This is a genomic window from Aeromicrobium sp. (assembly GCF_023146395.1).
GTDB lineage: Bacteria > Actinomycetota > Actinomycetes > Propionibacteriales > Nocardioidaceae > Aeromicrobium.
Window position 1 is genome coordinate 86,926 of sequence record NZ_JAGLCD010000007.1, and the last position, 12,952, is coordinate 99,877.

16 protein-coding genes are annotated in these 12,952 nt (G+C 70.2%); 3 read left to right on the forward strand and 13 right to left on the reverse strand.

The window, feature by feature from the left end:
* The gene (locus KAG51_RS06365; RefSeq protein ID WP_290581800.1) at positions 1–597 is read left to right on the forward strand and encodes a methyltransferase; all 597 of its coding nucleotides are present in this window, start codon (positions 1–3) and stop codon (positions 595–597) included.
* Between the two features lie 67 nt (positions 598–664).
* Here KAG51_RS06365 and rplQ read toward each other — a convergent pair whose 3' ends face one another.
* From rplQ to KAG51_RS06415, 10 genes are all read right to left on the reverse strand, one after another.
* Complete coding sequence (rplQ, locus tag KAG51_RS06370) at positions 665–1,231, reverse strand: 50S ribosomal protein L17 (RefSeq protein WP_290581802.1); 567 nt, start codon at positions 1,229–1,231, stop codon at positions 665–667.
* A gap of 47 nt (positions 1,232–1,278) precedes the next feature.
* Positions 1,279–2,286: a DNA-directed RNA polymerase subunit alpha gene (locus tag KAG51_RS06375; RefSeq protein WP_290581804.1), complete on the reverse strand. Its 1,008-nt coding sequence runs from the start codon at positions 2,284–2,286 to the stop codon at positions 1,279–1,281.
* 52 nt (positions 2,287–2,338) lie between these two features.
* On the reverse strand, positions 2,339–2,947 hold the full coding sequence (rpsD, locus tag KAG51_RS06380) for a 30S ribosomal protein S4 (protein ID WP_290581806.1): 609 nt from the start codon (positions 2,945–2,947) through the stop codon (positions 2,339–2,341).
* A 47-nt stretch (positions 2,948–2,994) separates the two neighbouring features.
* Positions 2,995–3,393, reverse strand: coding sequence for a 30S ribosomal protein S11 (gene rpsK, locus KAG51_RS06385; protein WP_290581808.1), 399 nt, complete (start codon positions 3,391–3,393; stop codon positions 2,995–2,997).
* A gap of 7 nt (positions 3,394–3,400) precedes the next feature.
* The gene (gene rpsM, locus KAG51_RS06390; protein WP_290581810.1) at positions 3,401–3,769 is read right to left on the reverse strand and encodes a 30S ribosomal protein S13; all 369 of its coding nucleotides are present in this window, start codon (positions 3,767–3,769) and stop codon (positions 3,401–3,403) included.
* Positions 3,770–3,975: 206 nt separating this feature from the next.
* Positions 3,976–4,089, reverse strand: coding sequence for a 50S ribosomal protein L36 (gene rpmJ, locus KAG51_RS06395; RefSeq protein WP_008361054.1), 114 nt, complete (start codon positions 4,087–4,089; stop codon positions 3,976–3,978).
* 82 nt (positions 4,090–4,171) lie between these two features.
* Positions 4,172–4,393, reverse strand: a complete 222-nt coding sequence (gene infA, locus KAG51_RS06400) for a translation initiation factor IF-1 (RefSeq protein ID WP_023647000.1) — start codon at positions 4,391–4,393, stop codon at positions 4,172–4,174.
* Positions 4,394–4,579: 186 nt separating this feature from the next.
* On the reverse strand, positions 4,580–5,950 hold the full coding sequence (locus KAG51_RS06405) for a M20/M25/M40 family metallo-hydrolase (protein WP_290581826.1): 1,371 nt from the start codon (positions 5,948–5,950) through the stop codon (positions 4,580–4,582).
* On the reverse strand, positions 5,947–7,380 hold the full coding sequence (locus tag KAG51_RS06410; RefSeq protein WP_290581828.1) for an MFS transporter: 1,434 nt from the start codon (positions 7,378–7,380) through the stop codon (positions 5,947–5,949). Before KAG51_RS06410 ends, KAG51_RS06405 begins: the two co-directional genes overlap by 4 nt.
* Positions 7,381–7,467: 87 nt before the next feature.
* A complete protein-coding gene (locus tag KAG51_RS06415) occupies positions 7,468–7,929 on the reverse strand; it encodes an Lrp/AsnC family transcriptional regulator (RefSeq protein WP_290581830.1) in 462 nt (153 codons plus the stop codon).
* 199 nt (positions 7,930–8,128) lie between these two features.
* Between KAG51_RS06415 and ddaH the strand changes: the two genes are divergently transcribed.
* Together ddaH and KAG51_RS06425 are read left to right on the forward strand one after the other, a co-directional pair.
* Positions 8,129–9,013 carry a dimethylargininase gene (ddaH, locus tag KAG51_RS06420; RefSeq protein ID WP_290581832.1) on the forward strand — a complete coding sequence of 295 codons (885 nt, stop codon included), beginning with the start codon at positions 8,129–8,131 and terminating at the stop codon, positions 9,011–9,013.
* A gap of 72 nt (positions 9,014–9,085) precedes the next feature.
* Positions 9,086–9,925, forward strand: coding sequence for a DUF4339 domain-containing protein (locus tag KAG51_RS06425; protein ID WP_290581834.1), 840 nt, complete (start codon positions 9,086–9,088; stop codon positions 9,923–9,925).
* 259 nt (positions 9,926–10,184) lie between these two features.
* Here the strand turns inward: KAG51_RS06425 and map are convergent, their stop codons facing one another.
* Genes map through secY form a run of 3 tightly spaced genes read right to left on the reverse strand, consistent with a single transcriptional unit; the run spans position 10,185 to position 12,870 of the window.
* On the reverse strand, positions 10,185–10,973 hold the full coding sequence (gene map / locus KAG51_RS06430; protein WP_290581836.1) for a type I methionyl aminopeptidase: 789 nt from the start codon (positions 10,971–10,973) through the stop codon (positions 10,185–10,187).
* A gap of 14 nt (positions 10,974–10,987) precedes the next feature.
* Positions 10,988–11,551, reverse strand: coding sequence for an adenylate kinase (locus tag KAG51_RS06435; RefSeq protein ID WP_290581838.1), 564 nt, complete (start codon positions 11,549–11,551; stop codon positions 10,988–10,990).
* The gene (gene secY, locus KAG51_RS06440; RefSeq protein ID WP_290581840.1) at positions 11,548–12,870 is read right to left on the reverse strand and encodes a preprotein translocase subunit SecY; all 1,323 of its coding nucleotides are present in this window, start codon (positions 12,868–12,870) and stop codon (positions 11,548–11,550) included. The genes KAG51_RS06435 and secY overlap by 4 nt, the downstream gene beginning before the upstream one ends.
* Between the last annotated feature and the right edge of the window lie 82 nt (positions 12,871–12,952).

The window sequence follows — 12,952 nt, forward strand, 5'->3', positions numbered from 1 at the left end:
GTGGCCGACCACTACTTCTCCCGCAAGCCCGGGGTCGCGGCACGCCTGCGCGAGATCGAGGTGGAGATCGGCGGTCGGTCCTTCGCGATGCGCACGTCGTCCGGTGTCTTCTCCGCCGACGGCCTCGACCACGCGACGCGGCACCTGCTGGACCGGCTCGACGTCGACGACACCACACCCGCGCGGGTCCTGGACCTCGGGTGCGGCTGGGGCCCCGTCGCGCTCGCGCTGGCGACCCGCTGGCCGCAGGCCGAGGTCTGGGCCGTCGACGTCAACGAGCGCGCCCTGGAGCTCACCGCACGCAATGCCGAGCGCCACGACCTCCCCGTGACGACCTCGCTGCCCGAGGACGTCCCCGACGCCCTGACGTTCGACGCGATCTGGTCCAACCCGCCGATCAGGATCGGCAAGCAGGCCCTGCACGACCTGCTGCTGCACTGGCTCGACCGTCTGACCGCCGAGGGCACCATGACGATGGTCGTCGGGCGGCAGCTCGGTGCCGACTCGCTGCAGCGATGGCTCGTCGAGCAGGGCTGGCCCACCGAGCGCATCGGCTCGGCGAAGGGCTTCCGCCTCCTGCGGGCCCGGCGCCCCTGAGGCCAGGACGCCGAAGGCCCCGCACCGGGTGAACGGTGCGGGGCCTTCATCGTCAGGCAGGCGGGTGTCACTCCTTGGTGGAGGACTCCTCGTCGGTGACGTCGGCGTCGGTGGCCTCCGCCTCGGCCGGAGCCTCGGTGGTGGTCTCCTCGGCCGGCGTCTCCGCAGCCTCGTCGGTCACGACCTCGTCGGCGGTCTCCTCGACGGGAGCCTCCTCGACGGGGGCGGGCGTCTCGGCCTTCGTGGCCTGGGGCGCCTGGTTCTGCGCCGCGAACTCCTGGGCCTCGACGATCTCGATCACGGCCATGGGGGCGTTGTCGCCCTTGCGGGGGCCGAGCTTCGTGATGCGCGTGTAGCCGCCGGGACGGGTGGCCATGGCCGGGCCGATCTCGGTGAACAGGGTGTGCAGCACGTTCTTGTCACGGATGACCTTGACGACGAGGCGGCGGTTGGCCACGGTGTCGGTCTTGGCCTTGGTGATGAGCTGCTCGGCGTAGGGACGCAGACGGCGGGCCTTGGCCTCGGTCGTCGTGATCTTGCCGTGCTCGAACAGCGACTGCGCCAGGTTGGCCAGGATCAGCCGCTGGTGCGCGGGGCTGCCGCCGAGGCGGGGACCCTTGGTGGGGGTGGGCATGCGTTACTCCAGGTGGGATGCGGCGGGCCGTCGGCTCGCCGGGGGGCTCAGTACTGCTCGTCCTCGGCGAACGAGGCGTCGGCCTCGTCGTCGAACGCGGCGCTCGGGTCGAAGCCGGCCGGGCTGTCCTTCAGGCCCAGACCCATCTCGACCAGCTTCTCCTTGACCTCGTCGATCGACTTCTGCCCGAAGTTGCGGATGTCGAGGAGATCCTGCTCCGAACGGGTGATCAGCTCGCCGACGGTGTGGATGCCCTCACGCTTGAGGCAGTTGTACGACCGGACGCTGAAGTCGAGGTCCTCGATCGGCAGCGCGAGATCGGCGGCGAGCTGCTCGTCGACCGGCGAGGGACCGATGTCGATGCCCTCGGCCTCGACGTTGAGCTCACGGGCCAGGCCGAACAGCTCCACGAGGGTCGAACCGGCCGACGCGATGGCGTCGCGCGGCAGGAGCGAACCCTTGGTCTCGACGTCGATCACGAGCTTGTCGAAGTCGGTGCGCTGCTCGACACGCGTGGCCTCGACCTTGTAGGTGACCTTCAGCACCGGGCTGTAGATCGAGTCGATCGGCATGCGGCCGATCTCCTCGTCGCCGGTCTTGTTCTGCACCGCCGTGACGTAGCCGCGACCCCGCTCGACGACGAGCTCGATGTCGAGACGGGCCTTGTCGTTGAGCGTGGCGATGTGCAGATCCGGGTTGTGGATCTCCACGTCGGCCGGCACCTCGATGTTGGCCGCCGTCGCGTCGCCGGCGCCCGAGGCGCGCAGGTACATGACGACGGGCTCGTCGACGGTCGAGGAGACCACGAGGCCCTTCAGGTTCAGGATGATCTCGGTGACGTCCTCGGTGACCCCGGGGACGGTCGAGAACTCGTGCAGGACGCCGTCGATCTTGATCGACGTCACGGCTGCACCCGGGATCGAGCTCAGGAGGGTGCGACGCAGCGAGTTGCCGAGGGTGTAGCCGAACCCGGGCTCGAGGGGCTCGATGACGAACCGCGAACGGAACTCGTCGACGACCTCTTCGGACAGGGTGGGGCGCTGGGCGATCAGCATGGTGATTCCTTTCCGGGACAACCGTTATATGAAGCCCGGGTCGGTGGGATGACTACTTCTTCGAGTAGAACTCGACGATGAGCTGTTCCTGGATCGGAACGGTGATCTGCTCGCGGACCGGGTTCTGGTGGACCAGGATCCGGCCTCGCTCGGGCGAGACGTCGAGCCACGCGGGCACGGTGTCGGAGTCGTGGGTCTCGCGCGCGACGATGAACGGCGTCGTGTTCAGGCTCTTGGGCTTGACGTCGACGATGTCGAACTTGCTGACCTGGAACGACGGGATGTTCGTCTTGACGCCGTTGACCAGGAAATGACCGTGGTTGACGAGCTGACGAGCGTGGCGACGCGTGCGAGCCAGGCCCGCGCGGTAGACCACGTTGTCCAGACGCGACTCGAGCAGCGTCAGCAGGTTGTCGCCGGTCTTGCCGGGACGACGCGAGGCGAGCTCGTAGTAGTTGGCGAACTGCTTCTCGAGGATGCCGTAGGTGTAGCGCGCCTTCTGCTTCTCCTGCAGCTGGGTGCGGTACTCGGACTCCTTGATGCGGGCGCGGCCGTGCTGGCCGGGCGGGTAGGGACGGCGCTCGAAGGCGGCGTCACCACCGACGAGGTCGACGCCGAGGCGGCGCGACTTCTTGGTGAGAGGACCGGTGTAACGGGCCATGGTTCAGTGCTCCTGAAATTCGTGGGTCGAGCTGGGACGCGAAGGTCTCAGAGACGACGGTGCTTGGGCGGGCGGCAGCCGTTGTGGGGGCTGGGGGTGACGTCGGAGATCGTGCCGACCTCCAGACCGACGCCGCTCAGCGAGCGGATCGCGGTCTCGCGGCCCGAACCCGGACCCTTGACGAAGACGTCGACCTTCTTCATGCCGTGCTCCTGGGCCTGACGCCCAGCCGCCTCGGCCGCCATGCCGGCCGCGAACGGGGTCGACTTGCGGGAGCCCTTGAAGCCCACGGTTCCACCGGACGCCCAGGCGATGACCGCGCCGGACGGGTCGGTGATGGTGACGTGCGTGTTGTTGAACGTGCTCTTGATGTGGGCGTGGCCCGCAGCGACGTTCTTCTTCTCCTTGCGGCGCACCTTCTTGGCGCCAGCGCTCTTGGGAGGCATCAGCGAATCACTTCTTCTTTCCGGCGACGGTGCGCTTGGGGCCCTTGCGGGTGCGCGCGTTGGTCTTGGTGCGCTGGCCGCGGACCGGCAGGTGCGCACGGTGACGACGGCCCTGGTAGCTGCCGATCTCCATCTTGCGACGGATGTCGGCGGTCACCTCACGACGGAGGTCGCCCTCGGTCTGGTAGTTGGCCTCGATGTGGTCACGGAGCGCGACGAGCTGGTCGTCGGTGAGCTCGTGGACCCGGAGGTCGCCGGAGACGCCGGTGGCGGCGAGGGTCTCGGCGGCGCGGGTGCGCCCGATGCCGAAGATGTAGGTGAGTGCGATCTCGAGGCGCTTCTCGCGCGGGAGATCGACTCCGATGAGGCGTGCCATGTGCTGGCAGTTCCTTTCGGTACGGCGAAGGTGTGGTCATCCGCGGCGCCCCGGTTGCCTCCCGGAGGCCTCTCCGTCACGGGTGTGGGGAGCAGGGTGTTCCGGAACCGGGCCCCGGCCTTCGCGCCGGGGGTCGCACCCGGGAGTGGTCCCGGGTGAGCCGTCAGATGTTCAGTCGTGCTGGTGAAGAAGAACGCGGGTCTGCGTCAGCCCTGGCGCTGCTTGTGCCGGGGGTTCTCGCAGATGACCATGACGCGGCCGTGGCGACGGATCACCTTGCACTTGTCACAGATCTTCTTCACGCTCGGGTTGACCTTCATGGAGAAGCCCTTTTCTGAACGTGATTGTCGGTTATGCAGTTGTGTGGGCACGCGGTGCCCGCGACGCGTCAGGGACGATGCGTCACTTGTAGCGGTAGACGATGCGTCCGCGGCTCAGGTCGTACGGCGAGAGCTCCACCACGACACGGTCCTCGGGGAGGATCCGGATGTAGTGCTGGCGCATCTTGCCGCTGATGTGAGCGAGCACCTTGTGCCCGTTCGTCAGCTCGACGCGGAACATCGCGTTGGGGAGAGCCTCCACCACCGCGCCTTCCATCTCGATGACGCCTTCTTTTTTCGCCATGAACCTCAGCTTCTCGGTGTTGCTTCGTCTGGTGGCCCGGACATGCGGAAACCCGCCTGGACAGGCCGACTCGCAAGTCTACGCCCGCACCGGCGCGGTGACCAAATCGCGGCGGTGAGCTGCTCGCCTGTCCGCCGGTGCGGCGGTGAGCTGCTCGCCGATCGAGGGCCGGGATAGACGAGCAGCTCACCGCTCGCCGGCGACGAGCGCCCGGTAGAACGCGACACCGCGTTCGAGCCACATCGCGTCGACCCACTCGTTCGGGGCGTGGATCGAGTCGCGCTGGGCGCGGCTCATCCGCAGAGGGCTGAACCGGTACACCCCGTCACTGATGCGCGTGAAGTACCGGCTGTCGGTCGCCCCGGTCTGCACGTACGGCACCACCCGGATGCCGTCGTGCGGCGCAGGGTCGAGCGCGGCGATCGCGGCGACGAGGTGGGCCCACGCCGCGGAGTCGGTCCGCGAGACCGGGGGCGGGTCGTTGCCCTCGATCGACTCGATCTCGACGTCGAGGCCCTTCAGCAGCGCGGTCATCCGCGACCGCAGCGCCTCGCGGTCGTCGCCCACCGCGAGACGCACGTTGACGACGGCCCGCGCCTCGGTCGCGAGCACGTTCGCGGCCGGGCTCCCGCTCAACCGGGTCACGGCCATCGTGGTGCGCACCATCGCGCTCGTCTCCTTGCTGACCCGCGCCAGGACCTCGGCCACCGGTCGGGGCGCACGGCGCGCCTGGCGCAGGACCGCCCGCGCGGGCCACGGCATGGCCTGCGCCACCACGTCGAGCATCTGCAGCACCGGCTCGGACAGCCCGACCGGCGCGGGATTCTCCTCGATCCGGACGACGGCGCGCGCCAGCCGGGCCGTGGCGCCCCCGGGTGCCGGGGTGGAGGCGTGCCCTCCCCCGCCGCGCGCCACGAGGTGCACGTTCGTCATGCCCTTCTCGACCGTCGCGACCATCGCGCTGAAGCCCGAGAGACCGGGCAGCGCGTCGTCGACCACGGCCCCGCCCTCGTCGGAGACGAGCCAGGGCCGCACCCCGAGTGCCGCCAGGTGGTCGACGACCCGGCGCGCCTCGTGGCCCTCGACCTCCTCGTCGGCCCCGAACAGGAGCCACACGTCGTGCGCGGGCACGTGCCCGTCCGCGAGCAGCCGCTCGACCGCCTCCGCGACGCAGACCAACGACCCCTTGTCGTCGAGCGTGCCGCGCCCGTGCACGACCGCCCCGGTCGGTCCGTCGACGACCTCGCCCGAGAACGGGTCGCGGTCCCACTGCTCGGCCGGCGCGGGCACGACGTCGTAGTGCGCCATGAGCACGACCGGATCGGCCTCGGTGCGACCGCGCCAGCGAAACAGCAGCGAGCCGACCGGGAACGTCACGAGCTCCAGCTCGGCGTGGAGCCGCGGGTACAGGCGCGCGAACGTCTCGCGGAACCGCACGAACTCGGCCTCGTCGCGCTCGTCGGGGGCCGAGACGGTGCGGCAGCGCACGAGCTCGGCGAGCCGCTCCGCCACGGTGCTGCCGTGGGGGTCGGGCGCAGGGCCGGCTGCGGGAGTCACGGGATCACGGGCCTCTCGGGGTCGGCGAAGGCGAGCTTGGGCACGAAGGTCAGCAGCACGGCCGCCACCACGGCGGTGGCCGAGCACACGACCCACACCGTGTAGTAGCCGCTGAGCGAGGCGGCGGTCTCGCCCGCCGTGCCCTGGGCGAGCGCGACGCCGAAGACGCACGAGGCGATCGCGCCGCCGATCGTCTTGGTCGTGTTGGTCAGGCCGGTCGCGACCGCGGTGCGGCCCTCCGGTGCAGCGGCTGCGGCGGCCGCGGGCAGGGCGGCCACGAGGGCTCCCGCGCCCAGGCCGGCCACCATCATGCAGGCTGCGACGGTCGGCACCGTGTCGTGCAGCGGCACCAGGAGCCCGTACCCGATCGCCACGAGCGTCGCGGCTCCGATCAGGCAGTTGCGGGGGCTGAACCGCTGGCTGATCCGGGCGAACGCCAGCGCTCCCACGAGGAGCGAGAGCACGTACACGCCGATCAACGGCGCGGCCGACGACGAGTCGAGTCCGAGTCCGAAGCCGAACTCGTCGGGATCGGTCTGCGCGAAGGTCGACAGCGGGATCTGCGCGCCCAGCACGCTCACGCCGAACAGCAGCGCGGTCAGCTGCACGGGCCACATCGACGAGCGGCGCATGACCCGCAGGTCGACCAGCGGGTCGGGCGACCGCAGCTCCCACCGCCCGAACGGCACGAGCATCACCAGGCCGATCGCCATCGCGAGCCAGGGCCACGGCGAGGCGACCCCCTCGGTGCGCACGAGCGACAGGCCGCCGGTCACCAGCAGCAGGCTCGCGCTCACGAGCACCAGCCCGCGGACGTCGAGGCTGCCCTCCTGCACCACGTGCTCACGGTCGACGGCGAGATGGATCACGAGCACGACACCTGTCGTGAGCAGGGCCGGGACCGCGAGCACGATCCAGATGGGCTCGAAGGCAGCGGACGTCGCTCCGGCCGAGAGGGCTCCGGCGATCGCTCCCGCCTGCAGCGCGGCGACGATGACGCCCGTGGCCCTGCGGGTCGCGGAGGCACGGTCAGCGATGCCGAGGCTGCGGCGGTAGATCAGGGCCACCTCGAGCGGCAGCCACACCGTGAAGACCCCCTGGAGCGCCCAGAACACGAGGTAGGTCTCGAAGGACGACGAGAACGCGACGCCCCAGGTCGCGACGGCCGTGAGCACGGCCGACCACCAGAGCACCCGCTGGTGCCCCACGAGGTCTCCGAGCTTCGACAGCGCCGGCACGCACAGGGCCGAGAGCAGCAGCTGGGCCGCCTCGAACCAGTTGACGTCGGCGTCGTTGATGCCCAGGTGCCGGCCGATGTCGGACGCGAGCGGGGTGTAGTAGCCCTGCAGGAACCCGCTGACGAACTCGACGAAGACGAGGGCTCCGACCAGACCCGCGCCGATGGAGGTGGCGCGCGAGGTCGAGGTCACCTGCCGAGCGTACGACGGGCGTGGACCACGGCCCAGCATCCTCACCCGGCCAGTGCGCTCAGGTCCGGTGCGCTCACCCGCTGGCGCTCACTCGAGCGGTCGTGCCGGCAGCGCCCCACCGCGCTCGACCAGACGCGAGAGCACGATGGCCGTCTCAGTGCGCTCGACGTTGCGCGCCGCGTTGCGCAGCCGCTCCAGCGCATCCTCCAGGTGGCGCACGTCGCGCGCGACGAGACGGACGATGGCATCGGCCTGACCGGTCACGGTCGCCGCGTCCTGCACCTCGGGCACCGAGGCGAAGGCCGCCCGCAGCTCGGCAGGACCGATCGTGCCCTGGCAGTGGAGCTCGACGTACGCCTCGGTGCCCCAGCCGAGGTGCTGGGGGTCGAGCACGGCCGTGAAGCCGCGGATGACCCCGTCGGCCACGAGGCGGTCGACGCGGCGCTTGACCGCGGGCGCCGAGAGTCCGACCCGATCGCCGATGACCGCGAGGCTGGCCCGGCCGTCGTCCAGCAGCACCTCGACGATGCGTCGATCGATCGTGTCCATGTGGTCATCGTCGCACGGGTGCAAGAATCCGATGGTTTCGCGGTGCCAACGCAACAGATCTTCGACGGGAAGCCACGTATCGGCTTCGCGTGTCGCACCAGTTGGCTTCTAGCATTGATTCGTTGCGCTCGGTCCCACCCCGACCGGCGCCGCGGACCGGGACTGACGTCCTCTCGCCACGAGACCCGAGGTGACCACCATGACCGTGCTCGACCCGCACCGCACCCGGCCCACCGGCCGCCACGCGACGCCCGCCGCACCCGCCCGCAGTCCCCGCACCCGCAGCTACGTGATGTGCCGCCCGACCGAGTTCACCGTCGAGTACGCGATCAACCCCTGGATGGACCCGTCGCGTCCGGTCGACCGGGCCCGCGCGATGCGCCAGTGGGAGGGGCTCGTCGCGACGTACCGCTCCCTCGGGCACCGGGTCGAGGAAGTCGATCCGCTGCCCGGTCAGCCCGACATGGTCTTCGCCGCGAACGGCGCCCTGGTCGTGGGTGAGGTCGCCTACGGCTCGCAGTTCCGCTTCCCGGAGCGGACCGCCGAGGCGGCCGCCTTCGCGACCTGGTGGCGCGACCGCGGGGTCGACGTCGTGCCGGCCTCCCACCCGGCGGAGGGCGAGGGCGACTTTCTCGTGCTGGGCCACGTCGTCCTGGCCGGCACCGGTTTTCGCACGAGCCTGGCCGCCCACGTCGAGGCCGCCACCGTGATCGACCGTCCGTTCGTGACCCTCGAGCTGGTCGACCCGCTCTTCTACCACCTCGACGTCGCACTCGGTGTGCTCGACGACGGACGCGGAGACGCTCCTGCGGACATCGCCTACTACCCCGGCGCGTTCAGCGCCCACAGCCGGCGCACCCTGCGCGAGCTGTTCCCCGACGCGCTCCTCGTGGGTCGCGACGAGGCGCTCACCCTCGGCCTCAACCTCGTGAGCGACGGACGGCACGTCGTGCTGCCGCACGATGCCTCCGCACTGGCCGCGCGGCTCACGCACCGCGGCTACGAGCCGGTGCCGGTCGAGCTCAGCGAGTTCCGCACCTCGGGCGGCAGCGTGAAGTGCTGCACGATGGAGCACCACGCCTGACCTGCGCTTTCCTGCCGGCCTCACGTGAGTCGTGACGCGCACGAGGCCCTGCGTCGTTCTAGGCTTCACGACATGACGAGCACGACTCCCCCACCGGCCCCCGTCGAGGCCACCCCGGCCGACACCACCTCCGTCGACGACGGTCGACCCGTCCGGCGCTTCGGGACCGCTCGCACCCTCGCGCTGGCCGTCGCCGCGTTCCTCGGTGGCTACCTCGCCCTCATGGCGCTGACGCAGTGGGTCGACATCGTGCGCAACGACCTCTGGAGCGTCTACGACCCCTTCGGCAGCAACAACTCCGACGGGCGGTTCCGGCTCCTCGCCCTCGGCGCCGAGTCGTTCGGTGCCCTCGCCGGCGGGCTGGCCATCATCGGCCTCGCTGCGCGCCGGTTCGCCGTCGGCGTCCTCGTCGTCACCCTCGTCTCGGCCCTGCTGCACGTCGGCTTCGCGGTCCAGATCATCGACACGAACTTCCGCAGCAGCTTCCTGGAGCCCAACCGCTCCTGGGGCCCGTCGAGCGGGCTGCCGTTCCTCGTCGTGGTGCTGGCCCTGCAGGCGCTCATCGTGCTGCTGTGTCTGGTGCGCGGGCCCCGTCCCGAGCCGGTCGTCGCCCTGGCGCCGCCGGTCCCCCACGTCGACGGCACCCCGCCGCCGGCGACACCGGCCCAGGCCGACCTGCCCGCCGACGACCACGACTCCGCTGCCGCTGGAGCAGCTGTCGCCGCCGACGAGGAGGACGCGGAGACCGACGACGACGTGTTCCTCGTGATCCACGGTCAGGAGTACGGCCCCTACCCGACCGAGCGGGTGCGCGGATTCATGGTCGAGGGGCGGATCCACCCCGGCACTCTCGTACGCATCGGCGACGAGACCAAGCCGGCCTCCGAGGTCCCCGCCATCTACGGCAGCTGACGGGTTCGGACCACGCCCCGTCTGCCGGGGGTGGGTGGGCAACCCCACCACGGGTCTGGAAGGTTGCTGGCGCACCGGCAATCACTCGAGTCGTGGTCCGTGCCTCGCCCGCCCCCGGTGGATCCACGGGCCGAGCCGGAGGCGAGGCAGGCGCCCGGGCGAAGCCCGGCACCGGTGCCCTTCGAGGCTCGCTCGTTCCTCGCTCACACCTCAGGAACCGGTACGAACCGGTGGAGCGGCGACGAAGGAGCCGCGCGCCCTAAGTCGGCAGCGTCAGCACGACGGGGCCGGCCGCCGTGACGGCCACCGTGTGCTCCCAGTGGGCGGCACGGGAGCCGTCGATCGTGACCGCCGTCCAGTCGTCCTCGAGGATCTGCGTGTACGGCGAGCCGCGAGAGACCATGGGCTCGATCGCGATGACCAGGCCCGGCTTGAGCTTCATGCCGTGGCCCGGGCGCCCCGTGTTCGCGACGTCCGGGTCCATGTGCATCGCGGTGCCGATGCCATGGCCCGTGAACCCCTCCACGATGCCGTAGTCGCCGGCCGCACGGATCGTCGTGGCGATCGCGTGGCCGATGTCGCCGAGCCGGGCTCCAGGACGGGCCGCCTCGATGCCGGCCCAGAGGGCAGCCTCGGTGACGCGCGACAGCTCCGCATCGGCCGCGCTGACGGTACCGACCGGCACCGTGATGGCCGCATCGCCGTGCCAGCCCTCGACCACGGCGCCGGCATCGACCGAGACGAGGTCGCCGTCACGCAGGATGCGGCCCCCCGGGATGCCGTGCACGACCTCGTCGTTGACCGACGTGCAGATGACGCCCGAGAATCCCCCCTCACCGGAGGCGCCTCGTGCGCCGTAGCCCAGGAAGTTCGACGTGGCACCGTGGCGAGCCAGGACCTCCCGGGCCACGAGGTCCAGCTCGCGCGTCGTGACGCCCGGGGCCACGGCCGCACGCACGGCCGCGTGCATCTCGGCCACGACTGCACCGGCCCGGCGCATCACGGCGATCTGGTCGGCCGTCTTGTACTCGACGCTGCGGCCGAACATGCGGTCGTACCCGGTCAGAGTCCGAGGGCGGCGTTGATGCGGGCCTCGACCTCGTCGATCGATCCCACACCGTCGACCTCGCGCAGCAGTCCGCGCTCGCGGTACACCGGGAGCAGCGGCGCGGTCTCGGCGATGTAGACCTCCTGCCGCTCGCGGATGACGTCCTCGGTGTCGTCGGCACGACCGCTGGTCTCCGCGCGCTTCAGCAGGCGACCGATGAGCTCCTCGTGGTCGACCGTGAGCACCAGGACCGCGTCGAGGGCCGCACCCAGGTCGGCCAGGATCGCGTCGAGCGTCTCGACCTGGTCCGGCGTGCGCGGGTAGCCGTCGAGGACGAACCCGGTGCGCGCGTCGTCCTGGGCCAGCCGGTCCTTGACCATCGCGTTGGTGACCTCGTCGGGCACGTACTTGCCGGCGTCCATGTAGGACTGCGCCAGCTTGCCGAGCTCGGTGCCACCGGCCACGTTCGCCCGGAAGATGTCTCCGGTCGAGATGTGGGCGCCCCCGATGCGCTCGGCCAGGCCGGTGGCCTGGGTGCCCTTGCCCGCGCCGGGCGGGCCCATGATGAGCATCCTCATGACCGCAGGAACCCTTCGTAGTTGCGCTGCTGGAGCTGGCTCTCGATCTGCTTGACCGTGTCGAGTCCGACGCCGACGATGATGAGGATCGTCGTGCCGCCGAACGGGAAGTTCTGGCTCGCGTTGAGCAGCGCGATGGCGAACATCGGGATCAGCGCGATCAGGCCGAGGTACAGCGCGCCCGGAGCGGTGATGCGGCTCAGGACGTACTGGAGGTAGTCCTGCGTCGGACGGCCGGCACGGATGCCCGGGATGAAGCCGCCGTACTTCTTCATGTTGTCGGCGACCTCCTCGGGGTTGAAGGTGATCGCGACGTAGAAGTACGTGAAGAACACGATCAGCGTGAAGAACGTGATCATGTAGTACGGGTGGTCGCCACGGACGAAGTGGTCGTTGACCCACGTCGCCCAGCTCGACCCCTCGTTGAACTGCGCGAGCAGGGCCGGCAGGTACATCAGGCTCGAGGCGAAGATGACCGGGATGATGCCGGCCTGGTTGACCTTGAGCGGGATGTACGTCGACGAGCCGCCGAACATGCGGCGCCCGACCATGCGCTTGGCGTACTGCACCGGGATCCGGCGCTGCGCCTGCTCGATGAAGATGACGCCCGCCACGACGAGCAGACCGACCAGGATCACGAGGGAGAAGGTGATCCAGCCCTCGCGCTCGGAGGCGGCCTGCGCCTTGATCTGCCACAGCGCGCCGGGGAAGGTCGCGATGACCTGCGTGAAGATCAGGATCGACATGCCGTTGCCGACGCCGCGGTCGGTGATGAGCTCACCGAACCACATGATGATGGCGGTGCCCGCGACCATCACCAGGACGATGAGCAGGAAGGCCGGGATGCTGTCGGGGTGGTAGAGCAGGTCCTGCGTGCAGGCGCCGCCGAACAGCCGGCCGCTGCGCGCCAGGGCCACGATGCCCGTGGCCTGGAGGACCGCCAGGCCCAGCGTCAGGTAGCGCGTGTACTGCGTGATCTTGGCCTGACCCGCTTGGCCCTCCTTCTTGAGGGCCTCCAGACGCGGGATCACGACGACGAGCAGCTGGAGGATGATGCTCGCGGTGATGTACGGCATGATGCCGAGCGCGAACACGGTGAGCTGCAGGAGAGCGCCGCCGGAGAAGACGTTGATCAGGGCGAACAGGTTGCCGTTCTCACCAGCGCTGGCCGTGTCGATGCACTGCTGCACGTTGGCGACATCGATCCCGGGAGCCGGCGTCATGGACCCGAGCCGGAACAGCACGATGATGCCCAGGACGAAGAGCAACTTGCGTCGCAGGTCAGGCGTGCGGAACGCATTGACGAAGGCGCTGAGCACTTCCGTCCTCCTCAGGGTGGGCAGCCGGGCAACCCGGCGACTGTAACAGTCACACTTCTCACCGACGCACACGCCTGCGTCG

Bases quoted from the DNA above. Each gene is read 5' to 3' on its own strand.
- rpmJ (WP_008361054.1), bottom strand. From the start codon at position 4,089: ATGAAGGTCAACCCGAGCGTGAAGAAGATCTGTGACAAGTGCAAGGTG.
- rpsK (WP_290581808.1), bottom strand. From the start codon at position 3,393: ATGCCTCCCAAGAGCGCTGGCGCCAAGAAGGTGCGCCGCAAGGAGAAG.
- map (WP_290581836.1), bottom strand. From the start codon at position 10,973: ATGTTCGGCCGCAGCGTCGAGTACAAGACGGCCGACCAGATCGCCGTG.
- KAG51_RS06435 (WP_290581838.1), bottom strand. From the start codon at position 11,551: ATGAGGATGCTCATCATGGGCCCGCCCGGCGCGGGCAAGGGCACCCAG.
- rpsD (WP_290581806.1), bottom strand. From the start codon at position 2,947: ATGGCCCGTTACACCGGTCCTCTCACCAAGAAGTCGCGCCGCCTCGGC.
- infA (WP_023647000.1), bottom strand. From the start codon at position 4,393: ATGGCGAAAAAAGAAGGCGTCATCGAGATGGAAGGCGCGGTGGTGGAG.
- KAG51_RS06415 (WP_290581830.1), bottom strand. From the start codon at position 7,929: ATGGACACGATCGATCGACGCATCGTCGAGGTGCTGCTGGACGACGGC.
- rpsM (WP_290581810.1), bottom strand. From the start codon at position 3,769: ATGGCACGCCTCATCGGAGTCGATCTCCCGCGCGAGAAGCGCCTCGAG.
- KAG51_RS06425 (WP_290581834.1), top strand. From the start codon at position 9,086: ATGACGAGCACGACTCCCCCACCGGCCCCCGTCGAGGCCACCCCGGCC.
- KAG51_RS06375 (WP_290581804.1), bottom strand. From the start codon at position 2,286: ATGCTGATCGCCCAGCGCCCCACCCTGTCCGAAGAGGTCGTCGACGAG.
- ddaH (WP_290581832.1), top strand. From the start codon at position 8,129: ATGACCGTGCTCGACCCGCACCGCACCCGGCCCACCGGCCGCCACGCG.
- rplQ (WP_290581802.1), bottom strand. From the start codon at position 1,231: ATGCCCACCCCCACCAAGGGTCCCCGCCTCGGCGGCAGCCCCGCGCAC.